This window comes from Vibrio spartinae (genome assembly GCF_024347135.1).
Lineage (GTDB): Bacteria > Pseudomonadota > Gammaproteobacteria > Enterobacterales > Vibrionaceae > Vibrio > Vibrio spartinae.
The window spans coordinates 352,832-375,566 of sequence record NZ_AP024907.1 but is presented as its reverse complement, the minus strand read 5'-3'; the positions used below and the strand labels follow the sequence as shown (position 1 = coordinate 375,566).

Sequence of the window (22,735 nt, the reverse complement as noted above, 5' to 3'; positions counted from 1 at the left end):
GCGTAATTATTTATCGTTCTGGATGGGCAACGGACTTCAGTTGCTGTAACCGTTGCTTCAAATCAAGTAATTCATCTGACTGGGCATACTGTTTACGGATATTATTCTGCGAAAAGTCAGCAAGATCACCATGCAGTAGTGGTAGATGATTGTTATTATCTTTTAACAAACCATCCGTGACTGTCTGCTGTAATTGAATCACTGGGGAAGGATATTCAGCATGACGGCTTAATGGTGGTGATTGATGATCAACAAGCTCCGATGACTCCGTTTTCCTATCCAGAATTTTTTCATCCGTTACAGAATCTGCAATAAAAATCGCCTGATAGATCTGTAAGGTGAAATAACCTAGACAGACACAACAAAGTGTCATCAATAAAATGGTAAACCAGCGACGTTGACTTAGCATAAGAATCAAATCATTTAAGATTAAAAGAAGGACGAAAGTCCTGCATCAATATAATAATGGCTAATAATATAAATATTATTTATAGATAGCCATCATATTTCTTCCCATCTCATTGGCAAGTTGCAGTCAAACAAAGGGTGATATGCATCACTCTTTATCCGGTCCTCATAGACCTTTATATTTTTTGGGATTCTACGGCCACTGGAGTCGGTCTATTCACCTGATCTCCTTTCTGTGACGCAGATCGGTCGCATAATCATCAATATCAGTTATTATTAATTTAGTAATTACTAATATAAAAAAGAGAGAGTAAGTAAAGATGAAAAGGACGATCGTAATTGGTGCGGGGCTGGGTGGCATCTCCATCGCATATGAGTTAAAACAGAAACTACCGAAAGATCATGAAATACTGCTGATCAATGAGGGCGCTGAATTTCATTTTATTCCTTCCAACCCTTGGGTTGCCCTCGGCGAACGAACCAGAGATCAGGTGGTATTGGATCTGACCCCCTACACCAAGAAATTCCAGATTCCGTTCAATACTTCCGGCGTTGCTCAGATCCATGCTCAGGATAAATGTTTGCAAACTGAAGACGGAACCGAATATCAATATGACTATTTGGCCATCTGTACCGGCCCGAAACTGGCATTTGAAGCCGTCCCCGGTGCCGGGCCGGAGAATGGTTATACCCAGTCAGTTTGTACGGTTGACCATGCGGTACATTCTCACGAAGCATATCAGCAGCTGATCAACAACCCGGGACCAGTCATTGTCGGGGCGCTTCAGGGCGCCAGTTGTTTCGGTCCGGCCTATGAATATATCCTGTCGCTTGAAAGCCAGCTGCGTAAACTGAAAATCCGCGCTCAGGTACCGATGACGTTTGTCACCAGCGAACCTTACATCGGCCACATGGGACTCGGCGGTGTCGGGGATTCAAAAGCATTAATGGAGCACGAATTCCGGGAGCGAGGCATTCAGTGGATTTGTAATGCGCGCACCACACATTTTGAACCCAATATGGCGCATATTGAAGAACTCAACCGCAAAGGTGAAGTCGATTTCGAACATCACTTACCTTTCAATATGGCGATGTTTTTGCCGCCATTTAAAGGCTCTCCTGCGATTGCTAGTGTCCCTGATTTATGTAACCCCAAAGGCTTTGTTCTGACTGATGAATATCAGCGTAGCCCAACTTACCCGGAAATCTTTGCTGCCGGTGTTTGCGTTGCGATTCCGCCACTTGAAGAAACGCCCGTACCTGTCGGTGCACCGAAAACCGGTTTTATGATTGAATCGATGACCAGTGCGATTGTGGAAAACATCCTCAGTATTGAGCGTGGTGAAGCGGTGACAACCAAACCGTCGATGAATGCTGTCTGTCTGGCCGACATGGGGGATAAAGGGGCCGCGTTTATTGCCCTGCCACAAAACCCGCCACGGAATACCAACTGGACCTCGATGGGACAATGGGTTCACATCGCTAAAGTCGCTTTCGAGAAATATTTCCTCTATAAAGTGAAGAAAGGCACCAGTGAGCCGATTTATGAAAAATATATAATGAAGGCGGCAGGGATCAAACGGACTCAATAAAAAAAGGCTGCCGATACAGGCAGCCTCAGCATCAAGATGATGACGATATAGCGTGATCGCTAAAATGGCGTCACAAAACCAACCGCTTCATATGCTTTTTTCAGGATTGGCGCAGCTTTTGCCGACGCAGCTTCAGCGCCAGATTTCATCACTTCATTGAGATATCCCAAATCAGCACGAACCCGATGATATTCACTCTGAACGGGTTCCAGCATTGCCACAATCGCTTCACCGACGTCTTTCTTGAACGGACCGTACATTTCCACCTCAGCATATTTTGCTTCGATTTCAGCAAAGCTCATGCCAGTTGCAGCCGAGTACAGCCCCATCAGGTTGGAGATTCCGGCTTTGTTCTCAACATCATGACGAATCCGTGGTGGCGTTTCGGTATCCGTTTGTGCTTTATTGATCTTCTTGAGAATCGATTTCGGGTCTTCAAGCAACGTGATGACATTCTTACGGTTATCATCCGACTTAGACATTTTCTTCGTCGCATCCTGAAGACTCATCACCCGGGCATTGACTGTCGGAATGTAAGGCTCAGGGACCGTGAAAATTGGTTGCTCAGGACAGTAAATATTATTAAAGCGAATCGCAATATCGCGAGCCAGCTCAAGATGCTGTTTCTGGTCATTTCCGACAGGTACCTGATGGGTGCCATATAAAAGAATATCGGCAGCCATCAAGACTGGATAATCAAACAGTCCGACATTGACGTCATTGGCATAGCGTGCGGATTTGTCCTTGAACTGAGTCATCCGACTCAACTCACCCATCTGGGTATAACAATTGAGAAGCCAACTGAGTTGTGCATGAGCAGGGACGTGGGACTGAACAAATAATGTGCTTTTACTTGGGTCAATGCCAACCGCGAGACAAATCGCCAGTGCGTCGAGTGTTGCTTCATGCAACGTTTTTGGATCCTGACGCACGGTGATAGCATGAAGATCAACAATACAGTACTGACAGTTGTATTCATCTTGCATCTGATGCCATTGACGAAGCGCACCCAAGTAGTTACCAATACTGAGTTCACCGGAAGGTTGAACACCACTAAAGACGATCGGCTTGTCCGAGACAAGGGAGTTGCTCATGAAAAATTCCTTTGACTTCATCAAAATTAGAGAGAAACCGTGTGATTGTTCTGCAAACAGTCACACGGTTCACTCAGTGTACTCATCAGGAAGTATTTTTCTAGATATTTATCGCATTCATGCCGAGACAAGAACAATATCGAGTAATTGACTGATTTGATCCGCAACATAATCGGGATTTGAATCGGCAATCGGCTCACCATGATTGTAGCCGTATGTCAGACCGAATGAACGGCATCCGGCACGCTGTGCCGCCAGAATATCGTTCTTTGAGTCTCCGACCATCAGCATCTGTTGAGGCTGGCAGCCATAGGTTGAGAGCAGCCATTCAAGCACCATTGGATCAGGTTTCTTTTTCTCAAAGCGGTCACCACCAATGACTTCCTTAAAATAGTGAGCGATCTGATGTTGTTGCAGAATATCCGGTACAAACTGCGATGGCTTATTGGTTGCAATCGCCATTGTAAATCCTGCCTGATGCAGCAGCTCAAGCGTTTCTTTAACCCCGGGATACAAATGACTGAGGCGATGACCTGTCGCAGCATAATATCCATCAAACCGTTTTCTGGCATCTTGCATCAGTTCCGGACTCAACGATGGATCCACCGTTAGACTCTGACTTAAAGCGCGACCAATCAACACATCAGCGCCATTGCCGACATAATCACGAACTTGTGCTTCAGACACCCCCGGATAACCCAACGCACGAACCGTTTGATCCGCTGCAACAGCGAGATCGGGAACACTGTCTAACAACGTGCCATCCAGATCAAAGACGATCAATTGAATCTGCTCAATAGACATCACATATACTCTCTATTTAATTTTTTATATTGGTGGCTCAGCATGATTGATCACACCAGCGTGAATCCGAACGGATTCAATCACAATAACGGCAAATCACCGCTTAACCTGTACCAGCTCTGCACGCATTGCATCAATCACTTGCTGGTAGTCAGGCTGACCAAAAATCGCGGAGCCCGCCACAAACATATCAGCACCGGCTTCAGCAATTTCACGGATGTTATCAACTTTGACGCCACCGTCGATTTCCAGACGAATCTGACGCCCGGAAGCATTGATACGTTCACGAACGGCATTGAGTTTATCCAATGTATGTGGAATAAAAGACTGACCACCGAAGCCGGGGTTCACCGACATCAGCAGAATCAGATCAACTTTATCCATCAGATAATCCAGATAAGTCAGTGGCGTCGCCGGATTCAGAACAACGCCGGCTTGGCAACCATGAGATTTGATCAGTTGCAACGTTCGATCTACATGCTCTGAGGCTTCGACATGGAAAGTAATCATCGATGCACCGGCTTCGGCGAAATCAGGAATGAGACGATCAACCGGTTTGACCATCAGATGGACATCAATCGGTGCCGTTACACCATAGTCACGTAATGCTTTGCAAACCGGTGCGCCAAACGTTAAATTCGGCACATAATGGTTGTCCATGACATCAAAATGAATCACATCCGCGCCGGCGTTGAGGACATCAACAACATCCTCTCCTAAACGGGCTAAATCAGCAGAAAGGATCGAAGGGGCAATCAAAAAGTCTTTCATAAAGCAGGCCTCTGTGAGCATGAAGATTAGGGATAGTTGCCAAGATAAACCATTCTACAGAAGCCATTGCTCGGATCCTAGCGTGTGTTGCGCTTTGATACTATTTTTGCGGTGTATCGAGGTAATCGTGAACTCAGTCGGTCTGCCTCAAAGGGGAACTATTTAGCGCGTGAGGTTGAATTCGCGTCAAATAATGCCAGCAGTTCATCCACTTTATTCCGCCCTGCGCCATTCCGGCTGATGGTTCGTTTAACCTTCACGACGTTGAGTTTTGCACCATTGTACAACCGTCGGGTCAGAATCGTATCATGATTAGAGATGAGTACCGATATCCCCCGCTCATTCGCGGTTTTCTCGGCAATATCAGCCAGCGCAGCCTGATCATCGAGTGAAAAGCCACCACCGGTATAAGAGGTAAAATTCGCGGTATGAGACAACGGCGCATACGGTGGATCGCAATAAATCACGCTGACATGATCCGCTTGTTCAAAACTCTCCCGATAATTGGTACAGACAAATGTGGCTTTCTGAGCTTTCTCGGAGAAGAACTCTAGTTCCGCTTCAGGGAAGTACGGCTTTTTGTAGGAACCAAAAGGGACATTGAATCCGCCTTTTTTGTTATAACGACACAAGCCGTTAAAACCAAAACGGTTCATATACAAGAATGCCAACGAACGATACATGACTTCATCGGTCTGATTAAACTGCTGCCGGACCGCCAGATAGACTTCCTTTCGGTTATTCTCGGCAATGAACCACCGTTTGGCTTCTGTAATATAATGTCCGGGTCGCTCTTTCAGCAGATTATATAAATTGATCAGATCTGGATTGATATCAGCCAGAACATAATGCTCATAATCGGTATTGAGAAAAATAGAACCAGCACCGACAAAGGGCTCAACTAAAGTTTGAGCGGCCGGTAAATGGCGTCGGATATCATCAACCAATCCATATTTTCCACCAGCCCACTTCAGAAAGGCGCGATTCTTCTTCATCTACTGCTCTATCTATCCACCACAATCAACAAGGCTGCGAAATCTAACATATTTTCACTTCATCCCCAAGTGAAGCTGTACTATTTCACCCGTTCAATCTCTCGGTGTACCTGCCTGAGAGATTTTGCCCAAGGTCCTAGCGCCTGAATCGGGCGAGGGAGTGCCGAAACAGCATCACGGGCCATCTGAATCGTTGGATAGTTTTGGTATGTCACAATATACCAGTTAACCTGGCCCCGTATCGTCGGATAGACATAAACCTGATTCTGTAAGCGATGACGTTGAATAAAATCTTCAACTTCTTGAAGCGAATTAAATGCGGCAAGCTGCAAGGTATAGCTGCGATCAGACATCGCTTTTAATGCTGCTTTGGTATAGGAGAATGAGTAACCAGGTAAGGATTGCGAACGGTTTGATTTGGATTGTTCTGAGGTTGAAGACGGCACGTTCTGATCAGCACCAGCCGTCGCAGCGGACTCATCTGACTCCGGAGCAACTTGACGGGCAACATCCGCGAGCTGTTTGGTATCAGCCGATTCGGCTTTGCCATCCATCAATGCATCAACAACTTCTGAAGAAATCACAACCCGTTGTCCCTGATCATCCTCGCCAACCCGATCAGAATCAGAAGTCACCGCAGGAGGGAGAGCATTGGAATCATCATTCACGCCAGGTGGTTTGATGGTATTGTCACCGGACGCATTGGATGTATCGGAGATATCAGATGCTGTTGTGCTCTCTTTAGTATGACCCGTCAAAGCCGGAATCACCGTCTGTTCTTTTGTCGCGGTATCATTTGCAACCATATCGTCCAGCACGCGCTCAGGTGCCTGCTCTTCAGATAACATCCACCAATAGCCGCCACCAAGAATGACAGCAATGAACAGTATCAGTGCCGCGATCTTAACCGGAGACCCGACTATTGAGCGAATCACGATCCGCTTTTCCATCTTCTTCTCTCCTAATGCGATGATATCACCCGGTGTTTTACTCACTTTACTATACGCATGGCGAACCCTTTTCTCCATTTTATCGTCGATAAAACGGATCACCAGATATTCGAACAGACGATCAGCGTCATCCTGAGAAAGCCGCTCAATCTCCAGATCAACCGGTTTATGCTCCTGACCATAGCCAATCCGAGTCAGCAAAGGGTCAAGGACCCGAGGAAGCGCAAAGAAAATCACATTGATTGACCATTGCGGCTTATTCTGCGCCTCAAGCACAAGCATCCACAGTTCCGAAACCAGATTTTCAGACAGACGCTGCGCATTATCGACCACAATCACGATATTGCACGGTTCATCATCAAATACGGCCGTCAGATTATCGACCAAGGCGTCATCGGGACTAAAGCGTGCGTGAGAATCGATCTGTGTCAGAATCGTCATACGATGCTGACGATCATCCTGATTTGGATAACACAGCAAGAGCGACTGATTCTTATCCTCCGCCCATGCTTCCAGATAACGTTGTGCGAGCCACGTTTTACCGGCTCCGGGTTCACCGGAAACCGTCACCAGATTTGAACCGAAATGCGTCAGTAACCTCAGCCGTTCTAACAGATCGACCTGAGACTGTAATTCCAACACTCGCCCGTGTGCTGCACTCATGAAATCATCCTACCCAGAAACATGAAAGACTGTTGAATTAAACTGTACGACAGAACTCGATCGCCTGCTCAATCGTTGATTCAGGAATGTCCTTCAACACTTGTGCTGTCCCAATTCCGGTTGGGAGGACCAGCCTCAATGTTCCGGCCAGAACCTTTTTATCCCGCATCATATGGGTCATGAAATCAGAGAAAGACATGCCGTCCGGTGTTTGCACAGGCAGTTTTGCCGATTTGAGGAGCGCAACCATTCGTAAGAACTGCGCTTCAGAAATTAAGCCGTGTAATTGTGCAGTCTTCGCAGCCATCACGGTTCCGGATGAGACGGCTTCACCATGAAGCCATTGTCCATATCCCAGATGCGCTTCAATGGCATGACCAAACGTATGACCTAAATTCAGTAATGCCCGGATACCGGCTTCTTTTTCATCCTGTGCGACAACTTCCGCTTTAATCTCACAACAACGCGCGATTGCATAAGTTAGCGCAGACTGATCCAGTGCGTACAGCTTATCAAGATTGGTTTCAAGCCAGTCGAAAAACTCAGCATCATAAATAATGCCGTATTTGATGACTTCTGCCATTCCGGCAGCAAATTCCCGCTCGGGCAACGTTGCCAGACAGTCGGTGTCAATAATCACTGAACGTGGTTGATAGAATGCACCGATCATATTCTTACCCAGCGGATGATTCACCGCTGTTTTTCCACCCACCGAAGAATCAACCTGAGACAAGAGTGTTGTGGGGATTTGAATAAAATCAACACCGCGTTGATAACACGACGCAGCAAAACCAACCAGATCACCAATCACACCACCACCGAGCGCAACGATCACAATATCCCGCCCAAGATTATGCTCGAGCAAAAACGTCATGACCGTATCAAAAGTATTCAGATTTTTGTATTGCTCTCCATCGGGTAGTGTCAGCAGATAGGTCTGACAACCGATATCGTTCAATAACTGTGTGATTTTATCAGCATAAAGAGGGGCAACCGTGACGTTGCTAATCAAGACCACCTTTTGCTGAGGGGAAAGAAAAGAAAGAAGCGCCGGATTTTGAAATAATCCGGCTCCGATTGAAATGGGGTAACTACGCTCATCTAAACTGACCGTAATCTGCGTCATGGTTGCACTCCGCAAAAATAAAAAAAACCTATTGTTCTTCTAACATTTTTACGATCTGATTGGCTACCACTTTTGCACTTTGATCATCAGTTTTCACAGTAATATCCGCAATTTCTTCATAAAGCGGATTACGTTCCTCAGCCAAAGCTTCTAAAACTTCGCGTGGCTGTTCCGTTTGCAGAAGCGGACGCTTTTTATCACGACTGGTACGAGCTAACTGTTTCTCAATTGTCGTTTCAAGATAAACGACAACGCCCCGGGCAGAAAGACGATTGCGATTTTCTTTGCTTGTGACTGATCCACCGCCTGTTGCCAGAACGATGCCCTGTTGTTCAGTCAGATCATGGATGACAGTTTCTTCACGCTTCCGGAAACCATCTTCTCCTTCAACATCAAATACCCAGGCAATATCTGCCCCCGTCCGTTCTTCAATAACGGAGTCAGAATCTACAAATTCCATATGGAGTTGCAGTGCTAGATATCTACCTATAGTACTTTTGCCGGCCCCCATAGGACCAACAAGGATAATATTACGTTTTTCAGCCATGTTTAGCAGTAATTAACAACATTAATTCAATGACATCGCCACAAGTGAATTCAAGGTATAGCAAGGGATGAATCAGCTTTGTGGCACCAATTCCTCACAGACATTTCGTGATAAGACCCGAAATTATCTAGATCTGAGTGCCTGAATGCAACCTTATTTTTGGGTGATCTGAAAAAAGCGGACTAACTCATTGAATCACAACCCGAGGTGTGACGAAAATAAGCAGCTCGTTCTTATCCGTCTTTTGATAATTACGCTGAAACAGTTTGCCTAATAACGGTAATTCCCCTAACACTGGCACTTTATCAACGCGATGTATTTGGGTTTTCTGATAAATTCCCCCAAGAACAACTGTTTCCCCGTCATTCACTAACACTTGAGTACCAATTCTTTGCGTCGTGATAGCAACGGCTTCTCCAGAACCGGTTTTAACCACTTCTCCGGGACGATCTTGTGTCACGCGTAAATCCAGCAACATATGATGATCCGGTGTAATCGTCGGTGTCACTTCCAGACTTAACACTGCTTTTTTAAAAGCAATGGTTGTCTCATCATCCGAATTCGACTCCTGATATGGGATTTCAGTCCCTTGTTCAATAAACGCAGACTGATGGTTTGTGGTTAACAGACTCGGACTGGAAATAATTTCAGCACGGGATTCACTCTGTAATGCCGATAATTCCAAATCCAGTAATGTGCCGGATCCCAACTTAGCCAACTGAAAAGCGATTGATGAGGCATTACTGGATGTGCTCGGTAAATTAATATTCATAAAATCGGTCACTGATGGTGATTCGGTTGCCCCATCGCCTGTTACATTGGGGGGGGCAATATGACTCCCGACAGCCAAATGTCCTTGTTTCAGCCCGACGCCCCAACGTACACCAAGCTCATCGAGTGCCCCTTCACTGACAATCACAATTCTTGCTTCGATTCTGACTTGTTTCACAGGAATATCGAGCGCCTGAATCATACTGCGGATCGATGCCAGATGATGCGGTGTATCGCGAATAATCAGCGCATTGGTTCGAGGGTCAACGCGTACCAGTCCATATTCGGAAAGCAGTCCCGGCTTTTCGCCACCTTCAAGGAGTGGCAGTAAGTCCGCGGTTTTTGCATACTGAATCGGAATGAATGCCGTCTCCAGTATCGGTTGCGATGCATTGGGAGCATCTCCGGTACCGGATTGCACCATCGTCGGCACATCAAACGGATCAATCATCGGTTGTGCAGAGACTTGAGCACTCATTCCCCATAAAATGCCCCCTATCATCCTGATAGCAGAGAGCACCCCCTGATAGCTATTTTGACGCATGTTATTCATATCCTTCTGTGTGATGACCTTTACTGTGGTCTGCTTTCAGTCGATAAAGAAAACCTGTTGCGACAACTTCGATACGACGTTGCAACGGTGACTCTCTTTTCCAACGGATCGGTTGCAACACCACACCAACCGACTGCTGCCCAATTGCCCGCATGAATTTCAGGATGTCCGGAAACAGACCGCTCAGCCTGATCTCGAAAACATCCGCATCATGACCATCGCGTTGTTGCGGCGTTTTCCATACGATGTGTCGCAGGCGAATATGCTGTTGCGCTGCAACCTGCTCGATTTGTTTGACCCACGCTGAAGAATCAGGCACTTTCGTCATCCGGGCCATGGTTTGCTCCAGTTTGTACTGAATCGCATCCCACCCCGCTTGCTGTTGGCGAAAGTCATACAATTGTTGCTTGTTCATCTCCTGCTGCTGAGACAGTACATTCAGACGGGTCGGATATTGCAGTAACACTTGATATCGGCTTTGCCAGAACAGTAGATAACTGGCACCGGTGAGTATCACAAACAGGACCGCCATGATTCCCACTTGTTGCGGCATCGCAGCGTTCAACAGCCAGCGTCGGAGAGAATCAGTGAACATCAGCGCTATCCTTTTCCTTTATTGTATGCATGACGGCTGTATGCATGACGGCAACCGGTGTTATCGCCGTGTCTGACGCCATCGCTGAGACCGAATCACCCATGCTGGTTGTCATCACCAAACGCAACTGAAACGTGTTGAATTGGCTCCCCCAACCGGGTGTCTGATCCGTGACGGACAAAATGTCCAACTGCCCAATCGATGAGGCTTGCCTGAGCCGCTGAATAAAACGGTTCATCGCTGCCGGATGACGACTTAATCCTCGGATGACAACCTGTTGTTCTGTCAGGCGGATTTCTTCCAGATAGATGCCGCGAGGAACAGCCGAAACCAATACGGACATGAGCGTCTGCGGTAACTGACTGTGTGCAATCCACTGTTCTGCATGAGCCAGTTTTCGCAGCTCCTGCTGCGCATGTTGCCGTCGCAATTCCCACTCACGCAGATGCTGCTGCTGTTCGTTGAGCTGTGCATTGATCTGTTGCTCCGACTGTTGCCAGTCCGTTTGCTGTTTGTGCCATTCAAAATAGAACACACTCTGTACCATCAGCCACAGACACCCACCGCAGAGCCACACGCCATACAACAACCGTTTACGCCGATATAATTGACTTTGCCGCCAATCCATCAAATTCAGTTCATGCAGCATAGCCGGACTCCAATGCCATCAGTCCACGCAACGCACTGCCGGCAGCCAAAGGAATGAAAGGCGAGAGATGTACTGGTATCAACGCTGATGTCTCGAAAACCGATACGGCCACCAAGTGTTCTATCGGCTCTCGGAATTGCTGACGTAACCCCTGTAAAAATGTCTGATACATGCTCGGTGTACCATTGATCCATATCCCGTTCAGCAAGGCGGCTGGATGTAATGAAATAAACCGCTGCACCTCTTGTAACACCAAAGTGAGCGCGGCATCGAACGCCTGTGCCGAAAAAGGAAACTGACGATAAAAATTCAGTTCATCGGTGACAAACCCAAGCGCGATCGTATCTTCACCGATATCAATCAGTAGCCACCCCTGACGCTGAGCACGACACATTGCTTCCAGCAAGAACTGCAGAAAAGCCTGTTTCTCCGTATCAATCAACACGGGTTTTAATCCGGCGCGACAGAGCGCTTGCAGACGGCTTTCTACCACCTCTTTTTTCGCAGCATAAACCTGATACCCGGTTTCAAGCGGAACATAATCTAAATAGACGGACGAACCGGAAAGGCCGGTTTTTTCTGAAAAAGCCTGAGCAATTAACCACGGTGCCAAACTTTGGTCATAACTATCGATTGAGGTATCGATTGAGGTATTGATTGAGGGCTCGACGGTTCTGGTCATCACCGCCAGATCAGGTATCGAAATCGCAACACGATTTTGCCAAAAAGGTAATCTCTTTCTGATTTCGGCAAGTTTATTGACAATGCTCTGATAATCGATGACCTCATTCTCAGAGAGAATGTCATCGGGTACAGGCAGCGTTTCACAGGCAAGTAATGACACGATGTTATGTTGGCGCTTCAAAGTAACGGTAGTAATACGGTGACGGCGGATATCAATTCCCGTTACGATACGTTTTCTCATACAGACTCCAGTCGTTCAGCACTGTTCAAAGCGCCGATTGGTAGTACAATAAGCGTTCATTTTGAGATAGCACCACAACGACAGGATGATAAAAGATAAAACGACAGGTTTGCTGCGTTATATTTTTTAACAACCAAATATTTTGAGTCGTGTAGACTCTTCTCAACAGGTCTATCTTGAAATGAAACGTTAAGCGATCAGTTTCTTAGAGAAAATAGCGAAAATTAGATCGGATGACATGCGTTCAATCCGACCAAACAGGGATTATCCGGTGAAGTTCATAAAGCGATTATTTTTATTTTCATTGATTTGCATGGTTTTAGGGGTGAGTACAATTTTTGGGTTTTACTACTATGTCAAACCGGAATTGCCTGATGTCGCCACCTTAAAAGATGTTCAGCTTCAAACACCGATGCAAGTTTTCAGTCAAGATGGGAAATTGATTGCCCAGTTTGGCGAAAAACGCCGGATTCCACTCAAACTAAGCGACATTCCGCCGGATTTGATCCATGCATTTCTGGCAACGGAAGATAACCGCTTTTATGAGCATTATGGGTTTGACCCCATCGGTATCACCCGCGCGGCATTTGCCGTCATTCTATCCGGTAGTGCATCTCAAGGCGCGAGTACCATTACTCAGCAACTTGCCCGTAATTTCTTCCTGACCAATGAGAAGAAAATCATGCGCAAGATAAAAGAGATTTTTATCGCGGTTCACATTGAACAGTTGCTCACAAAAGACGAAATCCTTGAACTGTATCTGAACAAAATTTATCTGGGCTATCGCTCTTATGGGGTTGGTGCAGCAGCACAAGTCTATTTCGGTAAAAACGTCAAAGACCTCACGCTTGGTGAAATGGCCATGATTGCCGGATTACCGAAAGCCCCATCGACCATGAATCCCATCTACTCACTGCCCCGGGCAACCCACCGTCGTAATATTGTCCTGATGCGGATGCTCGACGAGCATTACATTACGCAAGAGCAGTATGACTCGGCAAAAGCTGAGCCAGTGATCGCGCGATATCATGTGGCTGAAATTGAAGTCAATGCGCCTTATGTGGCTGAGCTCGCACGTGCTTGGATGGTTGAACATTATGGTGAAGACGCCTATACGTCAGGGATGAGAGTGACCACCACGATCCAATCAGATCTGCAGGATGCCGCGCACAAATCAGCCATCAATAACTTGATCAACTACGATCAACGTCATGGTTATCGAGGTGCAGAAAAAGTGTTGTGGCAAAAGGACCAGCCGGCCTTTACCCAGGAACAGATGGACGAATACCTCACAGAACAACCTATCTATGATGATATGTACCCTGCCATTGTGACACATGTTGACCAACAATCGGCAACGGTCTGGGTTAAGAAGCACGGCACACAATCCATACCTTGGGATGGGATGAAATGGGCCCGGCGTTTTATTACCGATGATCGGCAAGGAGACGCGCCAACAAACGCCCATGAAATCATGGCAGCCGGTGAACAAATCTGGGTGAGAAAGCGCGATGATACTCAGGATGAAAACCAACCGATTTGGCACCTCAGTCAGGTTCCTAATGCGAACACGGCTTTTGTGGCCATGAATCCTGAAGATGGTGCCGTTCTTGCGCTGGTTGGCGGTTTTAATTTCATTCATAGTAAATTCAACCGTGTGACCCAATCTATCCGTCAGGTTGGCTCGGGGATTAAACCATTCATATACTCATCCGCTATTGATGATGGCCTGACGCTGGCAACACTGGTGAATGATGCACCGATTAACAAATGGGATCAGAGTCAGGGAACCGCATGGCGCCCTAAAAATTCGCCTCCGTCTTATCGCGGACCGACACGACTACGAATTGGCTTAGCCCAATCGAAAAACGTCATGGCAATCCGCGTGCTCAGAGCGGTGGGTCTGGAACATGTCCGACACTACCTGACCCGTTTTGGCTTCGATCTGAACGACCTGCCTCATTCAGAAACCATTGCGCTGGGTGCCGGTAGCCTGAGCCCGATGAAACTGGTTCAGGGATATTCGGTATTTGCCAACGGTGGTTATAGTGTTGATGCCTATTACATTGATCATGTTGAAGATCCTTTCGGGACACAGGTCTATCGATCAACACCGAAAATCGTCTGCCATGACCAATGTCCCGATCAAGACAATGACGAGACACAACATCAAGATCAACACTATCCCCCCCAGCAAGCAGACGATGGTCAAGGGATCCGTACCCCTCTCCGTCAAGATAATGCTTATGGCGACATCGGTGCACCGCGCTTTAATGAACATTCGGCAGATATCCAATATGCCCCACGCGTTATCTCTGAACAGAATGCATTTTTGGTTCGGGAAATGATGTATAGCAATATTTGGGGCGGAGGAAACTGGCGTGAAGGAACCGGATGGAACGGCACCGGATGGCGCGCTCAAAAACTCAAACGCCGGGATATTGGTGGAAAAACCGGAACAACCAACGATTCGAAAGATGCTTGGTATAACGGCTTTGCACCGGGGATCGTTGCAAGTGCTTGGGTCGGCTTTGATCCCCATAACCGGAACTTAGGCCGCACGACCAAAAACCCGAATCTCGACAATGTCCCGATTAGCGGTGGCGAGTCAGGTGCCAAAACAGCGGAACCGGCTTGGATCGATTTCATGGCTCATGCACTCAATGATGTCCCGCCACACAAGAAGGTCATCCCGAAACATATTGTTCAGGTCAGAATCGATCGGGATACCGGACTGTTAACCACAAAAACAGATGGCAGTGCGATGTTCGAATACTTTATTCAGGGCACCGAGCCAAAAGAATATGTGCAGGATTCCGTGACAAATAGCCTGTACACCTCACCCAATGGTGGTGAAGAGCTGTTTTAGTGTGGCAGACGATTTTGACATGAAAGTGGGGGTCTCAAGAGAGCAACCACAAAAAAAGCGGAGGTCACTCCGCTTTTTTATCTTGAGTCGACGTCAGGTCAGTTCATGAAGCCGTTGATGAATCAAAGCAGCCAGTGTCTCAAACCGTTGCCTGAGCGGTGAGCCGGGTCGATAGACCAGCACTAATGTCCGGCTTGGTACGGGATTAAATGCTTTCAGATAGCAGACACCATCTTTTTCTCGGCACCCCGGCAGAGAGAGCTCCGGCAGTAATGTCATGCCGCCACCAGCTGCCACCATATTCCGTAATGTTTCTAAGCTGGTTGCCTTAAAACGTTCATCATCTTTTGCACCGGCGGCAAAACAGAATCCCAGAGCCTGATCACGTAAGCAATGCCCGTCGCCCAACATCAGTACGGTTTGTCCTTTGAGATTAGACATATCCAATTGCTCACTCTTTGCCCACGGATGGTCGGCTGGCACAGCAAGACTCATCGGTTCATTGTAGAGCTCAATTTCTTTAAATGGTTTCGTTTCTTCAACCGCTGCCAGTACAAGGCAGTCCAATTTACCATCTTCTAACTGTCGAACTAACTGGCTGGTCTGAGCTTCATGCAAATATAATTCTAAATCAGGAAAATTAGTTTTCAGAGACGGGACAATACGAGGCAATAAATAGGGGCCAACGGTCGGGATAAAGCCGATATGCATCGGACCACTCATCTCATCCCCTTGTCCGCTTGCCATATCTTTGAATGTTTTAATCTCTTTCAGAATATTTTTTGCCTGTCCGACTAACTGTAATCCGGCGTCAGTAAACAGCACCCGGCGGCTGCTCCGTTCTAACAATACTGTTCCCAGCTCATCTTCCAGTTTACGGATCTGACCACTGAGTGTCGGCTGACTGACAAAACACGCTTCAGCCGCTTTACGAAAATGACGGTGTTCAGCTAAAGAGACCAAGTATTCAAAATCTCGGATATTCATTTTATCCCCCAATAGGTTGTATCTATCAAAACCATAGCATCAAACGATTAGAGCTATCAAAGGTTTTTTTGAATAATAGCCCCATCAAAACAAAAACAAGTGCCAGACACTTGAATATAAATTCGAAAATACATTTGAACTTAAAAGGACACCCAGTATGTTGACATCTAAAAAAGGCCAACCCGTTCCACAAGTTACCTTTCCAACGCGCAAGGGGGATCAGTGGATCAATGTAACCACTGATGAATTATTCAAAGGAAAAACAGTCATCGTGTTTAGTCTTCCCGGTGCATTCACACCAACATGTTCTTCAAGTCATTTACCGCGATATAACGAGCTGTTTTCTATCTTTCAAGAGCATGGTGTTGATGAAATTTTGTGTGTCTCTGTGAACGATACATTCGTCATGAATGCATGGAAACACGATCAGGAAGCCGACAATATTACCTTCATCCCTGACGGTAACGGTGAATTTACCGCCGGCATGGGCATGTTAGTCAATAAACACGATCTCGGTTTTGGTCAACGCTCATGGCGTTACAGTATGCTGGTCAAAGATGGCATCGTCGACGAGATGTTTGTTGAACCGAACGAACCCGGTGACCCATTCAAAGTTTCCGATGCGGATACGATGTTGAAACATATTTCCCCGGGGCATCAGCTTCAGGAATCGATCACCATCTTTACCAAACCGGGCTGCCCATTCTGTGCCAAAGCGAAGCAGACCCTGATTGACCGAGAGCTGCAATATGAAGAGGTTGTGTTGGGCAAAGATGCAACAACTGTCAGCCTGCGCGCCATTACCGGTCGCTCAACGGTGCCTCAAGTTTACATCGGTGGTAAACATATCGGCGGAAGTGAAGAGCTGGATATCTACTTCCGTGAATCAGCCACAAACTAAATAATACAGACCTCTGGGTGACCCGGAGGTCTGACTCCAAACCAATCACAATAAGAATAGGTCTACCATTTACTTCGTATCCAAACTGCCTGTGTTTTGCTTGTTTTTACTCGCTTTATCTCGGGAGTTGAGTCAGGGTTACTGTCCATAACGCTGGCTCTGTTTCGGTGTGTTACTGCCTTTTGAATAAACAGTAATTCATTTCGACTCTGGTTCTCATCTTCCCCCAAGAAAGTGAACCAGAGTAATTTTTTTGCTTGATTCCCCTCATATCCTCACCTACGCTTGCTTTTTATTCGCTCAATAAACGCTTTCGATGACTTGTAACAACTGTGAATCAAGCTGGTTCTGGAAAAAAATAGGTCGCTGTCAGCGCTGTATGAATCAGTTAAGCGTGCTCTGTCTTTTATTCTGGGGCGGCTGGCTACTCTGGGGAATACACCACACCAAATCGGTTGAAGGGATTGCGCTGATCTGTTTTGGGTTGGCGGTGCATCTGTTGCTCAGTCTTCACTTATGGATGAAGTTTATCATTCTGCCATTGCGCAGAAGAAAACCGCATTAAGCCAAGCGTGAACGGACAAGCGCTCATCATCAATAACCTTTGCCCCCGCAACAGAATCTACCGGAAAGAAAATCTACCGGAAAGAAAAAGCCCCAAGACCAAAATCAGTCTCGGGGCCTCTTAGATTCATCTAAGAAAAAGCAGTGGTATAAATGTAGACCCTGCCTTTTTCTATTGGTTCAAAAAAAATCGATCTTTTTTGATCATTTGTTCGCGGCAACTTACCAAGGCTGATTTGATCGGCCGTTCGCATCCGATATCAGCCCAAATAAGTGACCATCAAGAACTGTGATTTTAATCGTTATCACTCAGACGTTGTTGTGCCTGTTCAACGGCATAAGCTACTTGATTTGGCGAAACACCACCTAAAGCACAGCGCTGTTTCAGGCACGAATCAATCGTCAACGTTCCGTATACATCCTCATCAATGACGGCGGAAAATTCACGGAGCTCATCCAGAGACAATTCTTCCAGCGCACAGCCTTTCGCAATCGCACCGACAACAGCGACGCCGACAATATGGTGTGCTTCACGGAATGGAATCCCTTTCGCAACGAGATAATCTGCCAGCTCGGTCGCGTTCGCATACCCTTGCTTTGCAGCTTCCAACGTCCGTTCACCATTGATTTGAATGCCTTCAAAACAAAGCGCGGTCATCTCGATACAGTCATACCATGTATCCAACGCATCAAACAGACCTTCTTTGTCTTCCTGCATGTCTTTATTGTACGCCAGCGGCAACGCCTTCACGGTCATCATCATGCCAGCCAGTGCGCCATAAACACGCCCTGTTTTACCACGAATTAATTCCAGTGCATCCGGGTTTTTCTTCTGTGGCATCAGTGAAGAGCCCGACGTCACGGTATCAGCGAGTTCAATAAATCCGGCTTCGCCCGAATTATAGAAAATCAGGTCTTCTGCCAGACGAGACAGATGCAGCATCGAGATCGATGCGACTGACATCAGCTCTATGACATGATCCCGATCAGAGACGGCATCTAAAGAATTACGGGTTGCACGTTGAAAATCCAGCGACTGCGCCAATTGCTCACGATCAATCGCATAAGCTGTCCCCGCTAAAGCACCCGAACCCAACGGGCAAGTATTCAGACGTTGTAGCGCATCTTGCAAACGCGAGCTATCCCGCTCAAGCATCTCCAGATATGCCAGACACCAATGTGCAAATGTAACCGGCTGAGCACGTTGTAAGTGGGTATACCCCGGCAAGACTGTTGCTTGATTGGCTTGGGCAACCTCAACCATTCTGTGCTGCAAGCGCTGTAGAGCGTCAACTAACACTTCTCCCTGAGCACGACACCACAGTTTTAAATCAGTCGCCACCTGATCGTTTCTTGAACGACCGGTATGGAGTTTTTTGCCCAGATCACCGACACGATCAATCAACTGCTGTTCAACCCATGAATGGATATCTTCAGCATCTGAACTCAGAATCTGTTCCGGCTCTGCAACCACAGCGGCTTTTAACTCATTGAGTGCCGCTTCTAACTTCTGTTGCTCTTCCTGTGTCAGCACATTGACGGATAGCAATGCTTTCGACCAAGCCACCGAACCCACAATATCTTGCTCGGCCAGACGGTAGTCAAAACGAAGAGAATCATTAAAGTCTTTAAATCTTGTATCTGCTGCCTGAGTAAACCGACCACCCCATAATGCCATTGTATCTCTCCTGCCATTTACATCTTTATTAAAGAGAAAAGGGATCCGGACCAAAGTCCGGATCCACCTTTTTTATTGCACGCCAACGTTGCTCATTATTTTTGTTTTGCTGCATTCAGCGTTCTGATGCGGCTTGACAGAGAGTATAGACGGATAAATCCACCGGCATGACTCTGGTCATAGACGTCATCGGCACCAAAGGTCGCAAACTCTTCTGAATAAAGGCTGTTTGGAGAGCGCTTCTGAATCGCAGTTGCATGACCTTTGTAAAGTTCAATCACGACGTCACCATTGACATCTTTTGCCAATGACTCGGCTGCGGCAAAAACCGACTCACGTAATGGCGTAAACCAACGACCATCATAAATCAGGTGGGATGCTTTAATCCCAATCTCTTCACGGAATTCGAACGCCGTTTTATCCAGCACCAGTTGCTCAACGGCACGCAGAGCTTCCATCATGATGGTGCCTCCGGGAGTTTCATAACAACCGCGCGATTTCATACCGACCAGACGGTTTTCGACGATATCGATCCGGCCGACACCATGCTTGACCCCTTTCTCGTTCAGGCAAACCAGCACTTCATAAGGCGACATCGCCTGACCGTCAACGGCAACCACTTCGCCATTCTCAATTTTCAATGTCACGTTTTCCGCAGCATCCGGAGCTTTCTTCGGATCAACGGTCCATGCCCAGCAATCATCATTCGGCGCATTCCAAGTGCTCTCCAACACCCCACCTTCAGTTGAGATATGCCATGAGTTTGCATCGCGCGAATAGATTTTAGTCAGTGATGCCGCACAAGGAATGTTACGCTCAGCCAAATAATCCAGACACTCTTCACGGCTTTCCAGATCCCATTCACGCCATGGCGCAATCACATGAAGATCCGGTGCTAATGCAGAAAAAGCACCTTCGAAACGAACCTGATCATTGCCTTTCCCGGTACAACCGTGCGCTAGTGCATCAGCCCCCACTTTACGCGCGACGTCAACCTGTGCTTTGGCAATGACCGGACGAGCCATTGAAGTACCGAGCAGATACTTCCCTTCGTAGTACGCACCGGTTTTCAGACTTGGGTAGATATATTCCGCGACAAATTCATCTTTCAGGTCAACGACATGACATTCAGATGCACCCGAAGCAATGGCTTTCTCTTCGATGCCGACCAGTTCATCTGCACCTTGACCGACATCGGCAACAAATGCGACCACTTCACAACCATAGTTTTCTTTTAACCATGGAATAATCACTGACGTATCCAGACCGCCAGAGTATGCAACAACAACTTTTTTTACTTGAACCTTACTCATTATCTTTTCTCCAATATCTCAGCTCTGCACATGGCGGTCAGCGCCAAGCGTTTCTAGTTTGTAAAAAATCTATTGAAACAAAACAGTCTGTTGAATGAAACTATTTTGTTGTGGGATAAAAACTTGTTCCGACACTGTGCTTGTCACCAGAAAACAGATGAGCCAGCAATTCTGGTGTTCTCCATCCGGCAACCGTAATCGCGCGACCTAAATCCTCAGCCGCTTCAAGTGCCGCTTTCACTTTAACAATCATGCCATCGGTGATCACACCATCCGCGATCAGCTGATTGGCCTGATATGCATCCAAATGAGTAATCAACTGTTTGTTTTCATCCAATACCCCGCTGACATCGGAAAGCAGCACCAATTCAGCATTCAGTGTTTTGGCAACGGCCACGGCTGCATCATCAGCGTTAACATTCATCATTTGTCCGCTGACTGTCAGACCGATTGAACTGATAATCGGGACACCACCCGCTTGCATGATCGCATTCACAATCGTTGGGTCACCGGCAGATGGACGGCCGACAGCGCCAAGCGCCGGATCGAGCTCTTCAACCTGACACAACCCCGCATCCCCCAAACATAAACCAACAGCTTTCAAACCACTTTTGATGGCTTCGCCTTGTAACATTTTATTGGCTGTACCGGCCAATGCACCGGTAATAAATGGGATCTGATCATAAGGCGTCACCCGAAGGCCATGCTTTTTGACAGTTGCGAATTGAAGCTTGGACATCAGTTCATCGACGAGGTATCCCCCGCCATGAACAATCACAATCGGCCGGCTCTGCTGATACTGTGCCACCGTCTCAAAAAGCTTTGCTAGTGTCTCGCTACTTCCCAGTACCGCGCCACCAAGCTTAATTACAACCGGATGAGATAATTGTTCCATGCGTTCCTCAAATTAATGCGGTCAGTTCAGGGTAACCGTAGTGAATATTCAGACACTGCATTGCCTGACTGGAAGCCCCTTTCAACAAGTTATCAATCGCTGAAATCACAATCACGTGCTCACCCTGCACTTTCCAGCCGATATCGCAAAATGGCGAGTTCACAACATGCTGTAACCGAGGCAGGGTCTCACCACTTAAACGAACCGCTGGCTTATCCGCATAAGCTTGTGTAAAGGCAGCGGTCACATCCGCTGCCATGACTCCCGGTTTCAGTTTCATGGTGATCGTTGCCAGAATGCCACGTTTGAAGTTCCCCAGATGGGGGGTAAAAATCACATCACATCCTAAATGAGCAACGATTTCAGGCTGATGACGATGCGTAAATACACCGTAAGCCTGTAAACTCACTTCACAAAAACTGTTGGTCATGGTCGCTTTGCGACCCGCACCAGACACACCACTCGTCGCATTAATCACCGGCCACTGTTGCGTATCCACCAGTTCCGAGACCAGCAAAGGCTTAATGCCAAGTTGTGCAGCAGTGGTATAACACCCGGCGACAGCGACAAGTTGACTGGACTGAATCGCAGCTTGATTCCATTCTGCCAGACCATACGCAGCCTGATCTAAATGGGCCTGATGCTGATGCTCAAAGCCGTAGAAATCAGTATAAAAATCGGGGTGATTGACACGGAATGCACCGGACAGGTCAAACACTTGGCACTGATGCGCCAGGAAAATTGGCGCAAGGTCGTGGCTGACTTCATGCGCGGTCGCTAAAAAGACCACATCTGATTCCTGAGCGACTTGTTCCGGATCGCTCAATGCCTGAACCGGCATATCAATGCGCCCGGCCAGTTGTCCGTGCAACTGAGCGATGGGTTTTCCGGCATCGACACTGTTGGCGGAAACATACAAACCTGATAGCGTTAGTTCAGGATGTTGATGGACCATCAGGGCAAGCTCTGCACCTGTGTATCCACTGGCTCCGATAATGGTTGTTTTTAACATATCCCTGCATCCGATTTTTTGACTGTATCTTTGAGTGAAACGCGTTATCTTTTAATGTAACGGTTGGGTGTTT

The 22,735-nt window shown here is 47.1% G+C and carries 19 protein-coding genes and 2 pseudogenes; 4 read left to right on the top strand and 17 right to left on the bottom strand.

Translation table 11 applies throughout. The features are described from left to right. Window positions 1–10 precede the first annotated feature (10 nt). Entirely contained in the window at window positions 11–409 is a 399-nt protein-coding gene (locus tag OCU60_RS01620; protein ID WP_074372164.1) for a hypothetical protein, read from the bottom strand. 319 nt (window positions 410–728) lie between these two features. Here OCU60_RS01620 and OCU60_RS01615 point away from each other — a divergent pair, with 319 nt between their 5' ends. Continuing rightward, a complete protein-coding gene (locus tag OCU60_RS01615) occupies window positions 729–2,000 on the top strand; it encodes an NAD(P)/FAD-dependent oxidoreductase (RefSeq protein ID WP_074372165.1) in 1,272 nt (423 codons plus the stop codon). A 59-nt stretch (window positions 2,001–2,059) separates the two neighbouring features. On the opposite strand, the gene trpS is transcribed toward OCU60_RS01615, so the two are convergent. The 11 genes and pseudogenes from trpS to pilM all read right to left on the bottom strand — a co-directional run bounded on the left by trpS (window position 2,060) and on the right by pilM (window position 12,443). Beyond that, window positions 2,060–3,094, bottom strand: a complete 1,035-nt coding sequence (gene trpS, locus OCU60_RS01610) for a tryptophan--tRNA ligase (RefSeq protein WP_083602593.1) — start codon at window positions 3,092–3,094, stop codon at window positions 2,060–2,062. A 117-nt stretch (window positions 3,095–3,211) separates the two neighbouring features. Then, the gene (locus OCU60_RS01605) at window positions 3,212–3,892 is read right to left on the bottom strand and encodes a phosphoglycolate phosphatase (RefSeq protein ID WP_205410474.1); all 681 of its coding nucleotides are present in this window, start codon (window positions 3,890–3,892) and stop codon (window positions 3,212–3,214) included. Window positions 3,893–3,994: 102 nt separating this feature from the next. Next, window positions 3,995–4,669 (bottom strand): ribulose-phosphate 3-epimerase, encoded by a 675-nt coding sequence (gene rpe / locus OCU60_RS01600; RefSeq protein WP_074372168.1) that lies wholly within the window; start codon window positions 4,667–4,669, stop codon window positions 3,995–3,997. Window positions 4,670–4,827: 158 nt separating this feature from the next. Then, window positions 4,828–5,664, bottom strand: coding sequence for a Dam family site-specific DNA-(adenine-N6)-methyltransferase (locus OCU60_RS01595; RefSeq protein WP_074372169.1), 837 nt, complete (start codon window positions 5,662–5,664; stop codon window positions 4,828–4,830). An 80-nt stretch (window positions 5,665–5,744) separates the two neighbouring features. Continuing rightward, window positions 5,745–7,277 (bottom strand): SPOR domain-containing protein, encoded by a 1,533-nt coding sequence (locus OCU60_RS01590; RefSeq protein WP_074372170.1) that lies wholly within the window; start codon window positions 7,275–7,277, stop codon window positions 5,745–5,747. 37 nt (window positions 7,278–7,314) lie between these two features. After that, window positions 7,315–8,403: a 3-dehydroquinate synthase gene (aroB, locus tag OCU60_RS01585; protein WP_074372171.1), complete on the bottom strand. Its 1,089-nt coding sequence runs from the start codon at window positions 8,401–8,403 to the stop codon at window positions 7,315–7,317. A gap of 28 nt (window positions 8,404–8,431) precedes the next feature. Continuing rightward, window positions 8,432–8,950: a shikimate kinase AroK gene (aroK, locus tag OCU60_RS01580; protein ID WP_074372172.1), complete on the bottom strand. Its 519-nt coding sequence runs from the start codon at window positions 8,948–8,950 to the stop codon at window positions 8,432–8,434. Window positions 8,951–9,137: 187 nt separating this feature from the next. Further along, a pseudogene (gene pilQ, locus OCU60_RS01575) lies at window positions 9,138–10,097 on the bottom strand (type IV pilus secretin PilQ); the annotation flags it as partial. A 169-nt stretch (window positions 10,098–10,266) separates the two neighbouring features. Next, window positions 10,267–10,869, bottom strand: coding sequence for a type 4a pilus biogenesis protein PilO (gene pilO / locus OCU60_RS01570; RefSeq protein WP_074372174.1), 603 nt, complete (start codon window positions 10,867–10,869; stop codon window positions 10,267–10,269). Continuing rightward, window positions 10,859–11,518 (bottom strand): PilN domain-containing protein, encoded by a 660-nt coding sequence (locus OCU60_RS01565; RefSeq protein ID WP_074372175.1) that lies wholly within the window; start codon window positions 11,516–11,518, stop codon window positions 10,859–10,861. Before OCU60_RS01565 ends, pilO begins: the two co-directional genes overlap by 11 nt. Continuing rightward, complete coding sequence (gene pilM, locus OCU60_RS01560; protein ID WP_074372176.1) at window positions 11,508–12,443, bottom strand: type IV pilus biogenesis protein PilM; 936 nt, start codon at window positions 12,441–12,443, stop codon at window positions 11,508–11,510. Before pilM ends, OCU60_RS01565 begins: the two co-directional genes overlap by 11 nt. Window positions 12,444–12,714: 271 nt before the next feature. Here pilM and OCU60_RS01555 point away from each other — a divergent pair, with 271 nt between their 5' ends. Further along, entirely contained in the window at window positions 12,715–15,312 is a 2,598-nt protein-coding gene (locus OCU60_RS01555) for a penicillin-binding protein 1A (protein ID WP_074372177.1), read from the top strand. 93 nt (window positions 15,313–15,405) lie between these two features. On the opposite strand, the gene oxyR is transcribed toward OCU60_RS01555, so the two are convergent. Continuing rightward, on the bottom strand, window positions 15,406–16,299 hold the full coding sequence (gene oxyR, locus OCU60_RS01550; RefSeq protein WP_074372178.1) for a DNA-binding transcriptional regulator OxyR: 894 nt from the start codon (window positions 16,297–16,299) through the stop codon (window positions 15,406–15,408). Between the two features lie 157 nt (window positions 16,300–16,456). On the opposite strand from oxyR, the gene OCU60_RS01545 reads away from it, so the two are divergent. Together OCU60_RS01545 and OCU60_RS01540 are read left to right on the top strand one after the other, a co-directional pair. Next, window positions 16,457–17,200 carry a glutathione peroxidase gene (locus OCU60_RS01545; RefSeq protein WP_074372179.1) on the top strand — a complete coding sequence of 248 codons (744 nt, stop codon included), beginning with the start codon at window positions 16,457–16,459 and terminating at the stop codon, window positions 17,198–17,200. 316 nt (window positions 17,201–17,516) lie between these two features. Continuing rightward, entirely contained in the window at window positions 17,517–17,765 is a 249-nt protein-coding gene (locus OCU60_RS01540; RefSeq protein WP_074372180.1) for a DUF3624 domain-containing protein, read from the top strand. 297 nt (window positions 17,766–18,062) lie between these two features. Here OCU60_RS01540 and argH read toward each other — a convergent pair. The 4 genes and pseudogenes from argH to argC form a co-directional block, all read right to left on the bottom strand. Next, window positions 18,063–19,442, bottom strand: a pseudogene (argH, locus tag OCU60_RS01535) (argininosuccinate lyase); the annotation flags it as partial. Between the two features lie 95 nt (window positions 19,443–19,537). Next, a complete protein-coding gene (locus OCU60_RS01530) occupies window positions 19,538–20,755 on the bottom strand; it encodes an argininosuccinate synthase (protein ID WP_074372181.1) in 1,218 nt (405 codons plus the stop codon). A gap of 100 nt (window positions 20,756–20,855) precedes the next feature. After that, the gene (argB, locus tag OCU60_RS01525) at window positions 20,856–21,650 is read right to left on the bottom strand and encodes an acetylglutamate kinase (protein WP_074372182.1); all 795 of its coding nucleotides are present in this window, start codon (window positions 21,648–21,650) and stop codon (window positions 20,856–20,858) included. A gap of 7 nt (window positions 21,651–21,657) precedes the next feature. Beyond that, complete coding sequence (argC, locus tag OCU60_RS01520; RefSeq protein WP_074372183.1) at window positions 21,658–22,662, bottom strand: N-acetyl-gamma-glutamyl-phosphate reductase; 1,005 nt, start codon at window positions 22,660–22,662, stop codon at window positions 21,658–21,660. Between the last annotated feature and the right edge of the window lie 73 nt (window positions 22,663–22,735).

Coding starts and splice junctions, on each gene's coding strand:
- OCU60_RS01590 (WP_074372170.1), bottom strand. CDS start 7,277: ATGAGTGCAGCACACGGGCGAGTGTTGGAATTACAGTCTCAGGTCGAT.
- pilM (WP_074372176.1), bottom strand. CDS start 12,443: ATGAGAAAACGTATCGTAACGGGAATTGATATCCGCCGTCACCGTATT.
- aroB (WP_074372171.1), bottom strand. CDS start 8,403: ATGACGCAGATTACGGTCAGTTTAGATGAGCGTAGTTACCCCATTTCA.
- argC (WP_074372183.1), bottom strand. CDS start 22,662: ATGTTAAAAACAACCATTATCGGAGCCAGTGGATACACAGGTGCAGAG.
- aroK (WP_074372172.1), bottom strand. CDS start 8,950: ATGGCTGAAAAACGTAATATTATCCTTGTTGGTCCTATGGGGGCCGGC.
- OCU60_RS01565 (WP_074372175.1), bottom strand. CDS start 11,518: ATGCTGCATGAACTGAATTTGATGGATTGGCGGCAAAGTCAATTATAT.
- OCU60_RS01595 (WP_074372169.1), bottom strand. CDS start 5,664: ATGAAGAAGAATCGCGCCTTTCTGAAGTGGGCTGGTGGAAAATATGGA.
- OCU60_RS01615 (WP_074372165.1), top strand. CDS start 729: ATGAAAAGGACGATCGTAATTGGTGCGGGGCTGGGTGGCATCTCCATC.
- OCU60_RS01540 (WP_074372180.1), top strand. CDS start 17,517: ATGACTTGTAACAACTGTGAATCAAGCTGGTTCTGGAAAAAAATAGGT.
- oxyR (WP_074372178.1), bottom strand. CDS start 16,299: ATGAATATCCGAGATTTTGAATACTTGGTCTCTTTAGCTGAACACCGT.
- OCU60_RS01530 (WP_074372181.1), bottom strand. CDS start 20,755: ATGAGTAAGGTTCAAGTAAAAAAAGTTGTTGTTGCATACTCTGGCGGT.
- trpS (WP_083602593.1), bottom strand. CDS start 3,094: ATGAGCAACTCCCTTGTCTCGGACAAGCCGATCGTCTTTAGTGGTGTT.
- OCU60_RS01620 (WP_074372164.1), bottom strand. CDS start 409: ATGCTAAGTCAACGTCGCTGGTTTACCATTTTATTGATGACACTTTGT.
- rpe (WP_074372168.1), bottom strand. CDS start 4,669: ATGAAAGACTTTTTGATTGCCCCTTCGATCCTTTCTGCTGATTTAGCC.
- argB (WP_074372182.1), bottom strand. CDS start 21,650: ATGGAACAATTATCTCATCCGGTTGTAATTAAGCTTGGTGGCGCGGTA.
- pilO (WP_074372174.1), bottom strand. CDS start 10,869: ATGTTCACTGATTCTCTCCGACGCTGGCTGTTGAACGCTGCGATGCCG.
- OCU60_RS01545 (WP_074372179.1), top strand. CDS start 16,457: ATGTTGACATCTAAAAAAGGCCAACCCGTTCCACAAGTTACCTTTCCA.